18 protein-coding genes are annotated in these 17,617 nt (G+C 52.5%); 3 read left to right on the top strand and 15 right to left on the bottom strand.

Translation table 11 applies throughout. The features are described 5' to 3' along the window. Positions 1–85 precede the first annotated feature (85 nt). The 7 genes from folE to D3P07_RS11295 all read right to left on the bottom strand — a co-directional run bounded on the left by folE (position 86) and on the right by D3P07_RS11295 (position 4,374). Entirely contained in the window at positions 86–679 is a 594-nt protein-coding gene (gene folE / locus D3P07_RS11325; protein ID WP_119800333.1) for a GTP cyclohydrolase I FolE, read from the bottom strand. Between the two features lie 37 nt (positions 680–716). Beyond that, on the bottom strand, positions 717–938 hold the full coding sequence (locus tag D3P07_RS11320) for a YneF family protein (protein ID WP_119800332.1): 222 nt from the start codon (positions 936–938) through the stop codon (positions 717–719). Positions 939–1,114: 176 nt separating this feature from the next. Then, positions 1,115–2,263 (bottom strand): tRNA epoxyqueuosine(34) reductase QueG, encoded by a 1,149-nt coding sequence (gene queG, locus D3P07_RS11315; protein WP_119800331.1) that lies wholly within the window; start codon positions 2,261–2,263, stop codon positions 1,115–1,117. A 3-nt stretch (positions 2,264–2,266) separates the two neighbouring features. Then, entirely contained in the window at positions 2,267–2,701 is a 435-nt protein-coding gene (gene rnhA / locus D3P07_RS11310; RefSeq protein ID WP_119800330.1) for a ribonuclease HI, read from the bottom strand. 15 nt (positions 2,702–2,716) lie between these two features. Continuing rightward, on the bottom strand, positions 2,717–3,244 hold the full coding sequence (gene lepB, locus D3P07_RS11305; RefSeq protein ID WP_119800329.1) for a signal peptidase I: 528 nt from the start codon (positions 3,242–3,244) through the stop codon (positions 2,717–2,719). After that, positions 3,241–3,798, bottom strand: coding sequence for a DUF402 domain-containing protein (locus tag D3P07_RS11300; protein WP_119800328.1), 558 nt, complete (start codon positions 3,796–3,798; stop codon positions 3,241–3,243). Before D3P07_RS11300 ends, lepB begins: the two co-directional genes overlap by 4 nt. Before the next feature lie 153 nt (positions 3,799–3,951). After that, positions 3,952–4,374: a GNAT family N-acetyltransferase gene (locus tag D3P07_RS11295; RefSeq protein WP_119800327.1), complete on the bottom strand. Its 423-nt coding sequence runs from the start codon at positions 4,372–4,374 to the stop codon at positions 3,952–3,954. Positions 4,375–4,815: 441 nt separating this feature from the next. Between D3P07_RS11295 and D3P07_RS11290 the strand changes: the two genes are divergently transcribed. Next, positions 4,816–5,427: a superoxide dismutase gene (locus D3P07_RS11290; protein WP_119800326.1), complete on the top strand. Its 612-nt coding sequence runs from the start codon at positions 4,816–4,818 to the stop codon at positions 5,425–5,427. A gap of 71 nt (positions 5,428–5,498) precedes the next feature. On the opposite strand, the gene D3P07_RS11285 is transcribed toward D3P07_RS11290, so the two are convergent. From D3P07_RS11285 to D3P07_RS11265, 5 genes are all read right to left on the bottom strand, one after another. Further along, the gene (locus tag D3P07_RS11285; RefSeq protein WP_119800325.1) at positions 5,499–6,674 is read right to left on the bottom strand and encodes a response regulator; all 1,176 of its coding nucleotides are present in this window, start codon (positions 6,672–6,674) and stop codon (positions 5,499–5,501) included. A 31-nt stretch (positions 6,675–6,705) separates the two neighbouring features. Next, on the bottom strand, positions 6,706–8,547 hold the full coding sequence (locus D3P07_RS11280) for a cache domain-containing sensor histidine kinase (protein ID WP_119800324.1): 1,842 nt from the start codon (positions 8,545–8,547) through the stop codon (positions 6,706–6,708). A 27-nt stretch (positions 8,548–8,574) separates the two neighbouring features. Then, positions 8,575–9,405, bottom strand: coding sequence for a carbohydrate ABC transporter permease (locus D3P07_RS11275; protein WP_119800323.1), 831 nt, complete (start codon positions 9,403–9,405; stop codon positions 8,575–8,577). A gap of 19 nt (positions 9,406–9,424) precedes the next feature. Continuing rightward, on the bottom strand, positions 9,425–10,318 hold the full coding sequence (locus D3P07_RS11270; protein ID WP_119800322.1) for a carbohydrate ABC transporter permease: 894 nt from the start codon (positions 10,316–10,318) through the stop codon (positions 9,425–9,427). A gap of 67 nt (positions 10,319–10,385) precedes the next feature. After that, on the bottom strand, positions 10,386–11,708 hold the full coding sequence (locus tag D3P07_RS11265) for an extracellular solute-binding protein (RefSeq protein WP_119800321.1): 1,323 nt from the start codon (positions 11,706–11,708) through the stop codon (positions 10,386–10,388). Positions 11,709–11,919: 211 nt separating this feature from the next. On the opposite strand from D3P07_RS11265, the gene D3P07_RS26735 reads away from it, so the two are divergent. Continuing rightward, complete coding sequence (locus D3P07_RS26735) at positions 11,920–12,840, top strand: hypothetical protein (protein WP_147384507.1); 921 nt, start codon at positions 11,920–11,922, stop codon at positions 12,838–12,840. Between the two features lie 50 nt (positions 12,841–12,890). Here the strand turns inward: D3P07_RS26735 and D3P07_RS11250 are convergent, their stop codons facing one another. The 3 genes from D3P07_RS11250 to galU form a co-directional block, all read right to left on the bottom strand. Continuing rightward, complete coding sequence (locus tag D3P07_RS11250) at positions 12,891–14,003, bottom strand: S1C family serine protease (RefSeq protein ID WP_119800318.1); 1,113 nt, start codon at positions 14,001–14,003, stop codon at positions 12,891–12,893. 14 nt (positions 14,004–14,017) lie between these two features. Continuing rightward, entirely contained in the window at positions 14,018–15,265 is a 1,248-nt protein-coding gene (locus D3P07_RS11245; protein ID WP_119800317.1) for an FxLYD domain-containing protein, read from the bottom strand. Between the two features lie 149 nt (positions 15,266–15,414). Beyond that, a complete protein-coding gene (galU, locus tag D3P07_RS11240) occupies positions 15,415–16,299 on the bottom strand; it encodes a UTP--glucose-1-phosphate uridylyltransferase GalU (RefSeq protein WP_119800316.1) in 885 nt (294 codons plus the stop codon). Between the two features lie 244 nt (positions 16,300–16,543). Here galU and trxB point away from each other — a divergent pair, with 244 nt between their 5' ends. Further along, a complete protein-coding gene (trxB, locus tag D3P07_RS11235) occupies positions 16,544–17,485 on the top strand; it encodes a thioredoxin-disulfide reductase (protein WP_119800315.1) in 942 nt (313 codons plus the stop codon). Positions 17,486–17,617 lie beyond the last annotated feature (132 nt).

The raw sequence follows: 17,617 nt of genomic DNA, 5'->3' as shown, positions 1-17,617 counted from the left end.
TCGATACGGATAAAAACGAGCATGCCCTCCATCCCGCTGCTGGGATAGAGTGCATGCTCGTTTATTCGTTATCGCGAAATTGCCATTATTGCTTAAGCAGAGCCAGAAACTCGGAACGAAGCGCCGAGCTTGTGCGGAATTCACCGCGAACGGCAGATGTAACCGTCTTGCTGCCTGGCTTCTTGACGCCGCGTGCGCACATGCAGAGATGCTCGCCTTCCACAACGACCATGACGCCATTAGGTGCAAGCTCCTCATCCAAAATATCGGCGATCTGCGACGTAATGCGCTCCTGCACCTGCAGCTTGCGCGTAATGGCTTCTACTAGCCTTGCCAGCTTGCTTAGACCGGCAATCTTGCCGCTTGGCAAATAGCCGATATGGGCTTTCCCGAAGAAGGGAGCCATGTGATGCTCGCACTGGCTGTAATAGACAATATCCCGCACGATAACCAGCTCTTCATGCTGTTCGTCGAACGAAACGCCGAGCACCTCGCGAGGATCAACCTCATAACCTGCGAAGATCTCCTCGTACATGCGTGTGACCCGGGCAGGCGTCTCCAGCAAGCCCTCACGCTCTACATCTTCCCCGATCAGCTTGAGGATTTCTTTCACATGAAACTCGATTTGCTCCCGGTTGTCCGATACCTTCGAATTGACGTAATCTTTTCTTCCCGCCATTCGCCTTTCGCTCCTTCCGGTTCCTCGCAATACCTTATTATTTGCGAGGAAGCTTTTGGTTTTTCATCATATTTTGGGCGCGCGACATTTGTTGTTTGTTCAGATTATAGCCCATTTGCTTCGCCATGCGCTGAATCATCTCAGGATCATTCTGCATCTTCTCGAGCTGCTTCCGCAAGTAGAATACGCCCACAAAGAAGCCGCCTACAGCCCCGACGATCAGCGTTACGATAGGAATTACGATATTATACCATTCCATCTATGTCACCTAACCCTTTCAGTCATTGTCGATTAATCAACCTTTTGAACCTAACATCCCTGTATCATAGCATGTTCGTGCTTGTTCCGCAACGAATCGAACATGAGATTGTACAGAAAGAATCGAGCCATGCCCCAGACACGCAAATCAGGGTGAATGGCTCGATCAACGGTACGTTATTGCTGCTCCGAAGCCAGCATCGAAATGGCAGAAGCAATCGCGTCGCGTGCCTCGGCATCACTCTCTTCACGCATCGCCTCATGCAGCGCCTCGGCGGCCTCTTCCCCGCCGTTTCTGCCCAGCGACCATGCAGCCGTCCCGCGCAGCACAGGCCTCGGGTCATGCTTCAGCACGCCGATCAGATCGGGAACCGCCGACTTCTCCTTGAAGTTGCCGAGCGCGATGACCGCATTCCGCTGTATCGGCTTCTTCCCTCTCCAGGCTGAGGAGGTGAATCCGTACCTATCCTTGAACTCGCGATTGCCGATCGTCAGCATCGGAACCAATAACGGCTTTGCCAGCTCGTTATCGGGCTGCAGCTCAGGCTGATGCGTCCAGTTTTTGCCCCGGTTCTCGGGACATACAACCTGACAGGTGTCGCAGCCGTACAGCCGGTTGCCGATCTTGCGCATATATTCGTCAGACACCATGCCTTTGGTCTGAGTCAGGAAGGAAATACACTTCTGCGCATCCAGCTCCCCTGGACCTACCAGCGCCCCGGTTGGGCAGGCGTCGATACATTTGGTGCAAGTTCCGCAGCCCTCGGTTACAGGTGAATCGGGAGGCAGCGGCAAGTTCGTAATCATCTCGCCGAGATAAATCCAGGAACCAAATTCGGGTGATATGATCGCGCAATTTTTGGCGCTCCAGCCAAGCCCGGCCCGCTCCGCTACAGCACGGTCGGACAATGCGCCCGTGTCAACCATACTCTCCGCCCGGATCTCCGGCACACGATCCCTCAGCCATGCCTCAAGCCGCTCCAGCCGGTTGCGAAGCACTTTATGGTAATCCTCGCCCCATGCCGACCTCGCCATAATGCCTCTTCTCGCTCCCGGCTCGGACTTCGGCGGATCGGTCAGCTTCGAGGGGTAGGCGATGGCGATCGCAATCATGCTGGCCGGCTTGTCGAACAAGAGAGACGGATCTGTGCGCTTGTCCAGATCAGGCTCCTCGAAGCCCGACTCTCTCCCCAGCTCGCGGTGCCGGATGAGCCGCTCCTTCAGTGTGGTGAATACATCGGCAGAAGCTACGCCGATTGCATCGATACCGAGCTCCTTCGCCGCATCCTTCATCTCCTGCTTCAGCTTAATCCAGTTGTATTCCATGGCCTACAACCGCTTTATAGCTTCACGCGCGAGCTCATCGCACCGATTATTATATTCATTGTCGCTATGGCCTTTCACCTTTACATACTCCACCGTATGCAGCTTCATCAGCTCCCATAGCTGCTTCCACAGATCCTGGTTCTCCACGGGCTCCTTTTTGCTGTTCTTCCAGCCGTTGCGCAGCCAACCGTGAATCCAGCCCTTCTGGAAGCAATTCACGACGTAAGCGGAATCGCTGTATACATGCACACGGCAAGGCTCCTTGAGCAGCTTGAGTCCTTCAATAACCGCCTGAATCTCCATCCGGTTATTCGTCGTCGCCCTCTCTCCGCCCGATAGCTCTTTCTTGTGCGCGCCGTAGAACAGAATCGCTCCCCACCCGCCGGGACCGGGATTGCCCGAGCAAGCGCCGTCTGTATAGATCATCACTTCTTTCAATTTCCGCACCTCCTGCTACAGCGTCTTTATTTCTTTAATCGGCCATACGATAAAATCGGCCCTGCCTGTTATCCAGTCGCGCTGAACGGGACCGAAGCTTCGGCTGTCCAGGCTCGCCCGCTCATGCCGATTGTCTCCCATTACAAAATACAGCCCTTCCCCAATCACAACCGGTCCATAGCTTTCTCCCTCGATGATGGAATCGGTATAGCCCTCATCCACGAGCTCTCCGTTCCGGTACAACTGTCCGCCGGTAATCTCGATACGGTCACCCGGCATGCCTACGATCCGCTTCACGAGCAGGCGCTTCCCGTCTTCCGCTTCATAAGGGTCCTTCAGGACAACGACATCGCCGATATCGGGACTTCCGAACAAATAGACGAATTTGTTGACGTAGAGCCATTCCTTCTCCTGCAGCGTCGGTTCCATGGAATGCCCTTCGACCGTAGACAGATGGAAAACAAAGTAATGAAGGAACAGAACGATAGCGATCGCAGTAACAGCCATTTTCAACCAATCCAGCAGCATAGCCTTCGGACTCATTCTTTCACCTCTTCGCAGCTCGATAGCCACTGCTCGTAATAAGCGATAGCCGTCTTATCCGAAAATGGAGAAGAGCCGCGCTCTACACGGCCCAGCAATTCATTCATACCCTCCCGCACCTTTAAAAGAACGGACTTCGGATAATGATATTGCTGCTTGTGCTGCTCGAATTCGTCCTGATCGACAATATACCGATTCCCGTCAGCTGTCCGAATGACGTCCAGATCGTAATCGATATAGGTCAGGATGCCCCCTTGCAGATACGGCGGAGAAGCAATGTTGCAATAGTAGCGTACGCCTCCCGCCTCGAGGAGAGCAACGACATTAAACCATTGCCCCGGAATAAAAAAGGAGACCGCCGGCACTCGGCTTACCCATTGCTTGCCATCGGATTCCTGAATCGGCGTCTGCCGGTTAATGAGGACGATAACCGCTTCCTCTTGATGTTCCTGTATAAGCAAATGGCTTGGCACAATCCAGTTCTGCTGCCAAAGCCGGTGCATATGTCCGTCATGCTTGAAACTTTTTATAATGCAAGGTTCGAATATGTCCATACCTTTCGTGCTCCTCAAATTCCTTATAATTCGTGATCAAAAGTGGACTTTTTGAACAACCTCTTATAGTAATAAGAAAAGCATATCCGCAAGCCAATTGCAATGGCCTTACAGATATGCCCATGTCAAACACGAATGAATAACAATCTCTATCTAACCTGTTACGATACTAAGCTTTTGGAACGACCGGAAGAAATCCGAAGTCGCAAATCCCATGGATTCGTAGAGCGGCAGAACCGGTTCGTTATGCTCGTCCGCCGTAATCAGAATCTTGGATACATTGCGTTGCACAAAGCGCTGGCGCAAAGCCGTTACCAATCCTTTGCCTACGCCGCTGCGCTGATGCCCGGGCGATACCGCAATTCGGTAATAATAGCCTTTGTTGTTATCGATCGTGCCGATAATCATGCCGACGATTTCTGATTCTTTGACAGCGACAAGAACGAGATCGCTATCCCATGATAATTGACGAGCAAATGCTTCCATCGTTTGCTCATAACATTCCGTTGTCAGAACTTCTTCTAGCAGTTCCGTAAGCGGTTTGTAGTCGGACAACTGGAAGGAACGAACATTCATTCAATTAACACCTTCTACCATGTCATAGTCTCGTACCCGTATATAATACGACGAAATCATGCGTATTCCTTCTTTTTTATTTAAATTTCTTTAAAAAATTATAAAAATCGCCTGTTTTCTCATGAAAACGCTTAATAATAAGCGCTTACATGAATGGTTAGTCCTATTAATTCATAATATTTTATTCCATATCTAACTTTCCGTCGGTTAGACAATTCCATACATTCCTTCCTATTGGGTCTCAATCGTTCCAGATTCACGCTAGCTTGTTTCATCTTGCGCATAATTGTCCAAGGATTGGGAGACGCTACTTTGCGGGCTTCAACTGAGCCTGCACGACCCCTGCAACGGCTCAGCGACTTTTTCAACATAAATGTTGATTTATTCGCTCCGATAAGGGATAATGAAGTTGATCAACTACATATTCAGGAGGTTATAATCATGGCACATCAACTACCTGCTTTGCCTTATGCGCACAATGCGCTTGAGCCGCACATCGATGCGACTACTATGGAAATTCACCACGGACGTCACCACAACACGTACGTGACGAACCTGAACGCTGCTCTGGAATCCGCTCCTGAGCTGCAAAACAAATCGATCGAAGAGCTGATCGGCGATCTGGCTAGCGTGCCTGAATCCATCCGTACAGCTGTACGCAACAACGGCGGCGGCCATGCGAACCATAGCCTGTTCTGGGAAACAATCGGCCCTAACGCTGGCGGCGCTCCAACTGGCGCTCTGGCAGCGGCAATCGACAGCGAGCTGGGCGGCTTCGAAGCGTTCAAAGCTGACTTTGCAAAAGCGGCTACAACTCGTTTCGGCAGCGGCTGGGCATTCCTGGCTGTAGCGAACGGCAAGCTCAAAGTATACAGCCTGCCAAACCAAGACAGCCCGATCATGGAAGGCGAAACGCCAATCCTTGGCCTGGATGTATGGGAGCATGCTTACTACCTGAACTACCAAAACAAACGCCCTGACTACATTGCAGCTTTCTGGAACGTAGTGAACTGGGACGAAGTCGGCAAGCGTTACGAAGCTGCCGTTAAATAATAATCAAGCACTAGAGAAGCCTCCTGACCGTTTAAGCGGACAGGAGGCTTTTTTTATGCTGCGACAACATATTAGAAGTTCGCTTTCTCCGCGCGGAAGTGGCTGGGCGTACAATCGTAATGCTTGCGGAACACCTGCGTGAAGTGCCGCACATCAGGATAGCCCACTAGCTCCGCAATCCGGGTAATCGACAAATCAGGATCGGCCAGCAGCTCTTCAGCCCGCTCCATCCGCAGCTTCGTCACAAACTCCTTGTACCCGGTTCCTGTTTTTTGCTTGAACAGCTTGCTGAAGTATACTGGGTTCAAATACACAACCGAAGAGACAATCTCCAATGACAAGTTCTCTTGGAATTTGCTTTTCATATATTGAATAGCGATGTCGATCACATCGCTTTTGCCTGCTGAGGCATGATCTTCGCTGGCATCGGCTTCCGTATCCGTCGTATGGAGTTTGCGAATCTCTTCCGGTATGGCATAGAAATCGCTTAGCAGCTCGCTTATATAAAATTGATATGGGACTTGCAGACACCGATCCAATTGTTTGACCGCCTCTTGCTTGAATACTGCACTCTCTATCCCTTCCTGAAGGGTAAGCACCCCTACGAGGAAGTCGCCATCCAGATTGACGATAAAGCCTTTCCCATGTCGCTCAATCAGCTCGGTCATCACATTCTCTACGATGAAATTGCCCAGCGTAAGCTCCGGATCGCTGTCCAGCTTAATCGCCAGCAGATGAAAGCGCTCATGCTCTTCACGTATAGAGCGAAGGTCAAAGTTGCCGATATCCAATCCCTGTACCCATCTGCGGAATACTGCCTCGCGAAGATAGTTCAAATTCTGCTCCAGCAAGCCGCTTCCTGTCGGACGAGCCGTCTCCAGCCTCCACTCCTCCATTAGCGATGTAACCGATTGGACCACTTGATCCTTGCCAAACGGCTTCAAAATATAATCCTTCGCACCCAGGCGCAGCGCTTCCTGCGCGTAAGCGAATTCGGAATAGGCCGATACGACAATCCACTTGATTCCTTTATGCGTATGGCGCGCCTCTGCAAGCAGCTCCAGACCATTCATGCCTGGCATCATAATATCCAGGAAGACGACATGAATGCGCCCGCCATGAAGCAATGCGAGCGCATCATCCGCCGATGCAGCCGTGCTGACCGTTACGTCATCGAACACGCTGCTTATCGTTCGTTTCAATCCTTCCCGGATCGTCCTTTCATCGTCAACGATGAGTATGTGCATATCTCTCCCCCCTTGACGAACTTAAGTCCCGTTATGCTCTAGGCATGATGGAAGGCACCATAACGGTTACCGTTGTGCCCGTGTTCTCTTCGCTGTCGATACGAAGGCCGTATCCAGCGCCGTACTCCAGCACGAGCCTTCTATGCACGTTAAGGAATCCCGCACCGGAGCCCTGCGATTCGCCATAGATGGCAGGCTCGACCGTCAGACTCTGACGCTCTTCCTCCTTCAGTTGGCTCCACTCCAGCCGTTCCGCTCGTTTCAATGATAGCTGCAGCTCCTGCAGCTTCTTGGGAGGGATGCCGACGCCGTCATCGTGAATCTGGATGAATACCGTCTGGCCTTCTCCCTTTGCCGTAATGGTAATCGTCCCTTCGCCAGACTTGATCGACAGACCATGAATAACCGCGTTCTCGATCAGCGGCTGCAGCGTCATCTTGGGCAGCAAGGCATCCATCAATTCCTCGTCTACCTTATGCTCGATATGGATTCGTCCGTCGGAACGAGCCCCGATAATGGTCATATAATAGTGGATCTGATCCAGTTCTTCCTTCAGCATCGCCGTCGAGCTGCGCCAGTCGCTGCTGTAGCGGAACATGCGCGAAAGCGAATTAACCAGATTGGCCAGCTTCTCATTCTCCTGCTCGTCGAGCAGCCAATAGATCATCTCTAGCGTATTGTAGAGAAAATGCGGATTAACTTGCGATTGCAGCGCATGAATCTGGGCGTTCTTCTCACTCGCCGTCGCGATTTTGTTGCGTTCCACCAAACCGTTGATTTCGCTGACCATCCGGTTGAAATGTTCATTCATATAATTGATCTCATCATACGAAGCCCTAGTGTGCAGCTGTGGACTCAGGTCTCCCCGTTCTACCCTCCTCATCTCCTGCACGATCGACTTGATCGGCTTGGATACCGAGCGGGACAGCAAGAACGCAATGACAATAGCGGCAATGACAATCGCAACCGATACGATGACAAAATACCGGTTCGCAGCGGCCTGCTCCACTCTGGCTACCGGCTTCGGCGTAACCGACAGCAGCTTCCAGCCCAGCTTGGGGTCCATCGCCGTCACAATGAGATGGTCCTTATTGCTGGCATCGGCCGCATCTTCCATGAACGGATAGCGATCCAGCTCCATGAACTCTGGAGACGCCGGTTCATCCTTCGGATGAGAGGTGACAAGCAGAGAGCCCGACGACGAATAGACGTAGGACCGGCTCTCGGGCTTAATCATCAGGTTGTTCATGGAGGAGATAAAGGTCCGGGGGTCAGCCTCAATGACGAGAATGCCGAGCGGCCTCGTCGTATAGAGATTCGTCATCACCCGGCCAAAGGTGAAGACCGGCTCCTCCTGCTCCTCGCGGATTGTAAGCGAGTTCTCGCCCAGCATGCCGCCCCATACGAGCGAGCCGTCCGATTCACGCAGCTCTCTCATCCAATCGCTCTTCATAAAACCGTGATTTATCTTATGCGTAGTCGACTCGTAGCTGTATACGTTGCCGACCGGGGATATAATATGAATGCTCTTCACATCGTTGTAGCTGTAGTAGATCGTGCCAAGCGCACCCATCATAAGCAGCTGCTTGTTGAACTCATCCATAACGGTCGGTTCTTCGCGGGACAGCAGACGCTGAATCTCCGCGTTGCTCATAATCGATTTGGTCAAACTGTCATATCCTCTGGCAAGCAACGAGAAATTATCCATCGCCTGCGACACGTTGCGCTGCGCGGCTTCCCCGACTCGCATGTCGATCTGTTGTGCTGTGTACTGATAGAAGATGCCGGTCAGAACAATCAGCAAAGCGAGCGTGGATAATAATATCCACAACAAAAGCCGCGCGCGAAACGTATTCAGCCGAATGCCAAACAAAGCGTTGCCTCCTTACATGCAAGCCGCTTATCCTTTGACGGCCCCTGCCACCATGCCTTTCGTAATTTTGTCCGAAAGGATGAAGTAGAACGTGATGACAGGCAGCGCTCCAAGCACCAGGTATGCCCCAATGGAGCCATAATTCGCTGTGTACTGCCCGACAAAGCTGTTCACGCCGAACGGCAATGTCTTGAGCGAATCCGCCGACAGGAAGGTAGCAGCGATAATGTATTCATTCCAGATCGAGATAAAGGTCAATATAGTAACGGTCATGATTGGCGGCACTGTAATCGGAAGCACGATGCTGAAAAAGATCCGATAGATGGAAGCACCGTCAATCATGGCGGATTCTTCGATTTCATGCGGAATTCCTCTCAGGAAGCCCGACAGGATAAAGACCGCGAGCGGTATAGAAAAGGCTACATACGGAATGATGATGGATGCATGCGTATTGAGAATGTTCATGTTTTTGAAAATAACCATCAAAGGCAGCAAAGTCGATTGGATCGGAATCATGATACCGACCATGAACACCAGCATCACGATGTTGCCGTAACGCCATTTGAACCTGGTGATAGCATAAGATACCATCCCGCTAAGCACAATAGTAAGTATGAGCGTAATGCCTGTCACCCATATACTATTGCCAATATACTTCAAATAATTGCCCGAAGTAAATGCATCTACATAGTTCTCCCACATAAACCTCTTTGGCAGGGCAAAAAACTGCCCCGATACAATCTCACTGCTCGTCTTGAATGAATACAATAGCAGCCATACCAGCGGATATAGTTGGGTGACGACCAATATGCTCATAAAAATCCATGCGCCCGCGCGCCGTGCAATCCGGAAATCCATCTTCGTCATTCTCCTTTCTCTAAGAGGCGGCTTCTTCCGCGCGCTTGAACGCCAGATTCAACAATACCGTCATCACGAGACAGAAGACGACCAGGAATGTGGAAATTGCGCTTCCGTATCCGTATTTGAAGGAATTGAACGTCATGTAGTACATATGCGTCGAGATTACCTCTGTCGTATTAGCCGGTCCCCCGCCCGTCATAACGACGATCAGGTCAAAGGCTTTCAGCGAGCCGATGACGGCGAGTACAACCGAGATCTTGATAACTGGCGACAACAGCGGGAGCGTAATGTACCGGTCGGCCTTGAAGCCTTCCGCCCCATCGATGCTGGCAGCCTCATAGATGTCGCTCGAAATATTTTGCACGCCGGTAAACTGGATCAATACATGATACCCGATATATTGCCAGAAGATAACGAAACAAAGCGCGAAGATTGCCCAATCGGTATCCGCAAGCCATGTTTTGGTCCACGACTCCAGTCCGAACTTAGCGAGCATCTGATTCAGCATGCCCCCGAGCGATGCAGGGTTATAGATCGACTTCCACAGTTGGCCGATGACGACAACGGACAGTATGACCGGAAGAAAATAGCTGGAAATCAGGAAGTTCGGACGTCTGACATAACGGCTGACCAGAATGGCGACGACGATTGCAATCGGCACCTGCAGCAAGGAAGCGACCGAAATGTACAGGGTCCGCAAGACGGAAGGCCAGAAGATGGGGTCCTGTGTAAACAACACTTTGTAGTTGTTCAGACCGACGAATACCTGATCGCCCATTCCTGCCCATTCCACTAATGAATAGTAAACCGATACTAGAATCGGCGCGAACACGAACGCCAGATAAAACAACAGACAGGGAAGGACGAACACCGCTAAAGTCCATTTGCCTACTCTCAATACTCCGTTCACTAGCTTACCCTCCCATACGCTTGGAGCCACAAAGGGAACCTCACGGCTCCCTTTGCGTCACGCCTCTTTATTTTTTGTTCAGTTCCCATGTTTTTTGATGCTCGGCTGCCAATTCCTCAACGTTCACATCTTTGATCAGCAAGCTTTGCAGACCTGTCAGGTGAGTTTGCGTTGTAGCCGGCTCGATCACGTTATCAAAGTTCATGTCGCCGCCTTGAACTTCATTGAAACGTTGCATAGCTTCAACGGCAAGATCAGAGTAGCCAGCGGCTTTGAAGTCGCCCTCAACCTTTTGAGCCAAGCCTACAGCAGCTTTTTTATCAAATGCCACTTTCGGGTAGTTCACCAGCAGGTATTTCAGGAATTTCTTGCTCTCATCCAGATGATCGCTGTTCGCGCCCAGCGCGTAAGCCGTACCCGGAGCGATAACGTAGTCTTTCGGATCGCCTTTGCCGCCTACAGCCGGGAATGGCAGGAAGCCTACTTTGCCGCTTACTGTCTCGGATGCGTCGATAGCGGAAATCTCCCATGTACCCATGAAGTACATCGCTGCCTTACCGTCGCGGAACTGCTGGGAAGCCGTATTATTGTCGTACGTAGCTGCGCCTTCTTGGTATGCGCCTGCGTCGATCAGCTCTTTTGTTTTTTGCAAAGCTTCTACGAATACCGGATCTGTGAATTGCTTGTTGCCTGCAACAACTTCATCCAGGAATTTCGGTCCGCCGTTCACACGCTGCAATACGTTCGTGAACATGAAGGACAACGGCCATTTGTCTTTGCCGCCCAGCATCATGGCTGGAATGCCTGCTTCTTTGAACTTCGGAATCGAAGCGATGATGTCCTCGAATGTGGTTGGCGCTTCTACGCCAGCCTTCTCGAACAACTCTTTATTATAGAAAATGCCTGCAAGGTTCATGTTGTAAGGAAGCGCGTATACATTGTCGTCGAAGGAGTAGTATTCCAGTACGCCTTCCAGGAATGTGCCCTTCAGCTCGTCGTCGAGCATATCGTTCAGCGGAGCAAGCACCTTGCCGTTCGCGAACGGCTGCAGCTGAGCGCCAGGGTTAACCATTGTAATGTCGGCTACTTCGCCGGATGCCGCTTGTGTTTTCAGCTTAACCTTCTGCTGCTCGGTGTCCAGGCGGTCCCATTCGATTTTGACGTTCGGGTTTTCTTTCATGTAGTTATTGACGATTTCTTCTTCCACTTGATATTGAGGAGTCGACTTGTCTGTTTGCAAGGTTTGGAGAGTCAGCGTTATTTTTTTGCCTTCCGGCTTTCCGTCAGCCGGTTTATTAGTGGAGCCTGGTTCACTGTCGCTACCACATGCGGCAAGCGTCAAGGTTAGTGCCGCTGCGAGCACCAAGCTAATCGCGCGTCTTTTTTTCATTTTTAAAATCCCCCTCGAGTTGATATCGCTTACAACTATTACTCTACCCTTTTAGACCCGCTCTTCGAAATACAAAAAATCAACTTCTTGTGTTGAATTTTTCTACATTATTGGCTTTTGGCGAAAGGTGAAGCACACCGGATAGGCAGATGCCGCATAAGATGCAGGAAGAAAATCGCCTAATGATTGATGAAGGAGATGGAAGGATCGCATGACGAATACTTATGACGCTGCGCCGCAACAAGTAAGGCCTTACACCGTGAAGAACAGCTGCGGCTGCGGCGGGGAACGCGCGCTTCTCCCTATCCCCGGCATTCTGCCGGGACCATACTTCCCCGGACCTGTCGGCCCGGGACCCTGGGGACCCGGGCCTTGGGGGCCTGGGCCTGGACCTTGGGGACACGGACCTTGGGGGCCTGGACCGGGGCCTTGGGGACACGGACCTTGGGGGCCCGGTCCGGGGCCCTGGGGACCTGGACCGGGCGGACATCACGGCCATGGACCTTGGGGACACGGGGGACCGGGCGGACCTCACGGCCATGGGCCTTGGGGACACGGGGGACCGGGCGGACACCACGGTCCTGGTTCTGGCGGACATCATGGACACGGGCCTCACGGACCCGGATCGGGCGGTCACCACAGCCACGGTCCCAGGCCGCTAGAGCAGCCTGACACCCGGCCGCCTGCGCATCCTCCCGGACAGCATGGTTCTGGACAGCATGGCACAGGCCATCATCCGCACCATCACGGGCCTTGGCCGGGTCCGGGACCATGGAGAGCACCGTTCGCGCTGCCGCTGCCTATTCCAGTCCCCGCTCCTGTTCCCGGTTCGCCTGGCCCCGTACAACAGGGCTTCATATCGGTTGTCGTGAACGGTGGGAATATTTATCCCGCCATCTCAGGCAGCTATACCATTGTCTTCCGCCCAGGCCTTACAATTGGCGGCGCTTTGGCTGAATCGGGCGTGCTTACATTTGCTGCCGACGGCACCATCACCACGATAAGCGGATACCCGATTTCTGGCAATATCGGTTATCAGCTGCGACTGAATGGACGCGTCATTCCGTCTACCACGCTTCATCTTCCAGTCCAGCCTTCCGATACGATTACGGTAGATATTGTATACAGATAAACGTAATCCATGAAAAAACGCCGAGAGCCTCTAGCGCTCTCGGCGTTCTTTTATTTGCGAATCGCTTTTCCTTTGCCGGTCAGCAGCTTCAGTTGATCATTCTCGTATCCGACCTTATACGTAACCTGATATTTGCTAAGCACGTTTTCGCTATTTTTGCGCTCATCGACAGACAGCACCGCTGTAACCGTCGCCTCTTCTCCGCTGCTCGATACATGCAGATTATCGATAACGACGTTGCGCGTCGTCAGGTAGCCCTCTCGGAACTTGATATAGCTTGTGCCTTCCTTCCAATTGCCGCCCAGCAAGGAATAGGCGTACACATAATCCCGGCTGTTCAAGCTGTCGTAGAAATGCCGGACCAAATAATCCGCAAGCTGCTCCAGCGTCGCCTCCTGCTGAGGATCCTCTCTCTCCTCCGCAAGCGACAGGTTTGGCAGCATCTCCATCGGCTCCCGCGACCAGCCTTCCGCTATCGCCAGCACACCCGAGATCGGTATACTGAAGCCGATCGTACCCTCCTCCAGTCCGGCCGAATTAATGCCAAGCACGGCGCCTGTCTTCATATCGACAAGCGGACCGCCGCTGTTGCCCGGCGCGATCGACGCGGAGATCTGATACAGATCATTGTACGTATAAGGCTCAATATGGAAGCTGCGGCCTACCCCGCTAATGATGCCGGTCGTCACCGTATTCTGGAAGCCAAGCGGACTGCCCACGGCCAGCACGTCATCGCCTACTTCTCCCCGCTCATACTTAACTAGCGAGAGCGGCTCCATGCCCGCCAGCTCCGGCACGCGCACGACGGCAATGTCCGTATCCGTGCTAATGCCGATTACCTCTCCCTCAAGCTCGCGCGCATCCGAGGTTTTCACCCTGACATGCCGCACGCCCGATACGACATGGGCATTCGTAAGCAGATCGCCTTCATGATTATAGAGAAACCCCGACCCTTGCGAACCGGTATCGGTCTCGATCATAACGACGAGCTTCTGCGTCTCGAAAATAACATCCTTCAACAGCTTCTTCACTTCGCCCACGGCGAGCAAGGGAGCGCCCTCCAGCTTCTTCGGCATCTCTGTCCGGACGGTGTATCCGGCGGCCGTGCCCGCGCCTATGACCAGGAGGGAGCCCAGAATGCCGATCCATATGCGTTTATTCATTCTGCTATCCCCCCTTAATCCAGGTACCACTCCGCTTTGTCCACCACAACGGTCGTCTCATCGGAATAGATCCCATAGACCGTCGTCGTGAACGTCATCTGTTCGCCTGCTTCGATATATTCCGGCGTTACCGTTGCTTTTCCCCGGCTCAGCACAGCTCCGTCCTTGGACTGGACGATAACCTCAACAACAACGGAATAGATCGCCCTTGTAGCTATGTTCTTAAGCGTTCCTTCAATCGTGAGATCGCCAAATTCATCCAACGTTTTCTCCACACTTACGACTTCGACTGCAGACGTGCGGTTGATCAGATCCTCTTCCGCTGCCCGCTGCATCGCTTGCTCGATCCGCTGCTGCTCCAGGCGCTCATATCTTGACTGCTCTTCCTTGATCTTGTTAAGCAGTGCAAGAAGCTCCTTGTCCTCTCTAGCCCATGCCAGAGAGCGATTCACGGCGGCTGTCGCCCCTGTGAAGTTTTTGCGGGCAAGCAGCTGATCCACCTCTCGAGCGGTAATATCTTGTATGGAGACAATAATCTGCTGACGAAGCTCGGCGGCTTCTTCCCCTATTAATCCATTCACGACGTTGAGCATCTCGCCCAGCTCTTTGACCGTCGTCAAAGCCTCATACTCCTTCGTAAGCTTCTGAAGCGTCAGCTTCATATTAAGCTCGTCCAGCTTCTCCCTGAGCTTGTCGTAGATCGGCTCCTTATGGCCGCCAAACTCGGTCTTCAACCGGTTCAGCCCCGACTCCGCTTCATCGATCATGCCGACGGATAGCCTCGTCTCGATCTGCTCCGTCATCCGCTCAAGCTCCAGCACATGCTGAATAATTTCCACATCAGCGGCAAGCGCCTTGAATGCAGGACGAGCCTCCAGGGCATCCTCCAGCTTCTCAAGCGCTACGATGTATTCGCCGCTCAGGGCTGCCGTCCTGGCTTCCGATTGAAGCCGAAGCACGGTCTCGTTCACGCCCTTTTCATATTGATAATATAGGATGACAGCCATAGTAACGACAAAGGCAAGCCCCGCAAGCGCAAGCGGAATCGGCCAGCCCAAGCCCCGCTTGCCCTGCACCGCATTCGGCATGGATCGTCCGGTGATGACCACTTCTCCCGCCAGCTCAAGCGACGCCGCTCCCTCGGAGAGCGCTTCTTCCCAGTTGGCTGTCTCTATTATTCTATGGGAATGCAGCCTTCTTCCGCATTGACTGCAATACCTGGCATCCTCCGCATAGCTTCTTACGCAATGATGGCAATACACCTGCGTTCAACTCCCAGCCCAATCTACTCTTCTCTCTATGAATCAGACTCTATTCTATAACAAATAGTAAATAATCTCCATTTTAAAATAGTGGAAGACAAAAATAAACGCCGCCCCCGATCAGGAGACCGAGGTCGACGCCCCTTTAGTCAGCCCTGGCCCATAAGGCCAAGACGCTCCAGCATATATTTTCGCACGTCCGCAGCCAGATCTTCCCGCTCCAGTGCGAAATCGATCGTCGCCTGCACGAATCCCAGCTTATCCCCTACGTCATGACGGCGCCCGCCGAATCGGAAGGCGTCGAGCCCGATTGTACGGTTCAGCTCCTGCAAGCTGTCAGTCAGCTGAATCTCCCCCGCCTTGCCCGGCTTCGCCTGCTCTAGCAGCCCGAAGATCGCGGGATGGAGCACATAACGGCCGACGACCGCATAATTGGAAGGAGCGAGGCCAGGCCCCGGCTTCTCTACAATATCCTTGACGGACGCTAAGGGACTGGTTCCCCGCTCAATATCGACGATGCCATATTTATGCGTCTGATCCCATGGCACTTCCATGACCGCTACGACCGAAGTCTGTGATTGCTCATACGCATCCATCATTTCTTGCAGACAAGGCTTCTGGGATGTCAGAATATCATCTCCCAGCAGCACGGCGAACGGCTCGTCTCCAATGAATCGCCTTGCGCACAACACGGCATGACCAAGGCCAAGCGGTTCTTTCTGCCGAACATAATAGATATCCGCTAATTGGGAGATGGCCCTTACAGCAGACAGCATCTCTTCGTTATGCCTTGCTTCAAGCTCCGCTTCCAGCTCCACCGACTTGTCAAAGTGATCTTCAATCGCCCGCTTATGTCTGCCGCTGATGATGACGATGCTTTCAATGCCGGACTCGACAGCTTCCTCTACAATATATTGAATGGCCGGCTTGTCGATGAGAGGCAGCATCTCCTTCGGCTGCGCCTTCGTCGCGGGAAGAAACCTTGTGCCGAGACCGCCTGCAGGAATGACCGCCTTTCTAATTTTGTTCGCCATTGCTACGAATGCCCCTCTCTCTTCGCTTAGGAGTTGCGTCTTTCAACTATCATATCATTTCCGGGGACCCGAGGCCATTGGAAGACGCCTATCTTGCAGTATGACCGCTTTCAATTTCCGCATTTCCCCAGCTTCCGCATGAAGGTTGGATGAACTGTATTGACATTCGTTACAGTTTATAATAGCTTTAAATTATACTATAAAGTTAAGGCTCATTATTTCATTCCTATTGGAGGATTATCCTATGCACAAAACAATCATAATCGGTACCGGCCCTGCCGGATTGACAGCCGCGATCTACCTGGCCCGCGCGAATATGGAGCCGCTTGTTATCGAAGGCTGGCAGCCTGGCGGACAACTGACTACCACTACCGAAGTCGAGAACTTCCCCGGCTTCCCGGACGGCATTCTTGGCAGCGAGCTAATGTCCAATATGCGTAAGCAAGCGCAGCGCTTCGGCGCATCGTTCAAGACGGGCTCTGTGAAAAGCGTTGATTTCAGCAAGCGCCCTTATACGATAGAGGTGGAAGGGCTTGGCCAGCTGCAAGCCGACTCCATTATTATATCCACTGGCGCTTCGGCCAAATATTTGGGCATCCCGGGTGAACAAGACAATTTGGGACGCGGCGTCAGCACTTGCGCGACCTGCGACGGCTTTTTCTTCCGTGGTAAGAAGCTGATTGTCATCGGCGGCGGCGACTCCGCAATGGAGGAAGCAAGCTTCTTGACCCGCTTCGCAACGGATGTGCGTCTCGTCCATCGCCGCGAGGAGCTGCGCGCCTCCAAGATTATGCAGGACCGTGCACGCGACAACGACAAAATATCATGGAGCCTGAACAATACTCCGCTAGAAGTGGTCGGCGGCGAAAATGGCCTGCAAGGACTGCGCGTCCTGAGCAACGAGACTGGAAAAGAGGAGCTGCTGGAGGCGGACGGCGTGTTCGTTGCGATCGGACATACGCCGAATACCGGATTCCTCGGCGGACAGATCGCGACGGACGAACAAGGCTATATTATCGTAAAGCCTGGCACGACGGAGACGAACATTCCTGGCGTATTCGCTTGCGGCGATGTACAAGACAAGATTTACCGTCAAGCTATTACGGCAGCCGGCAGCGGCTGCATGGCAGCTCTTGACTGTGAGCGATATCTGGAAGCGCTGGTGCATGAAACGATAAATTCCTAACTTTTTTCGCACAAGCTACTGGCGTAAAATGTACAATTAATGTATAATTATACCCGTTGAGAGTTAAAAATATAAAGGCACTGCTACCGCATACCTATTGTTCGATATACGCTTCGCGAGAGCGGCGCTGAA

The organism is Paenibacillus sp. 1011MAR3C5 (genome assembly GCF_003591485.1).
Taxonomy (GTDB): Bacteria; Bacillota; Bacilli; order Paenibacillales; family Paenibacillaceae; genus Pristimantibacillus.
This window is presented reverse-complemented; position numbering and strand designations above follow the sequence as displayed.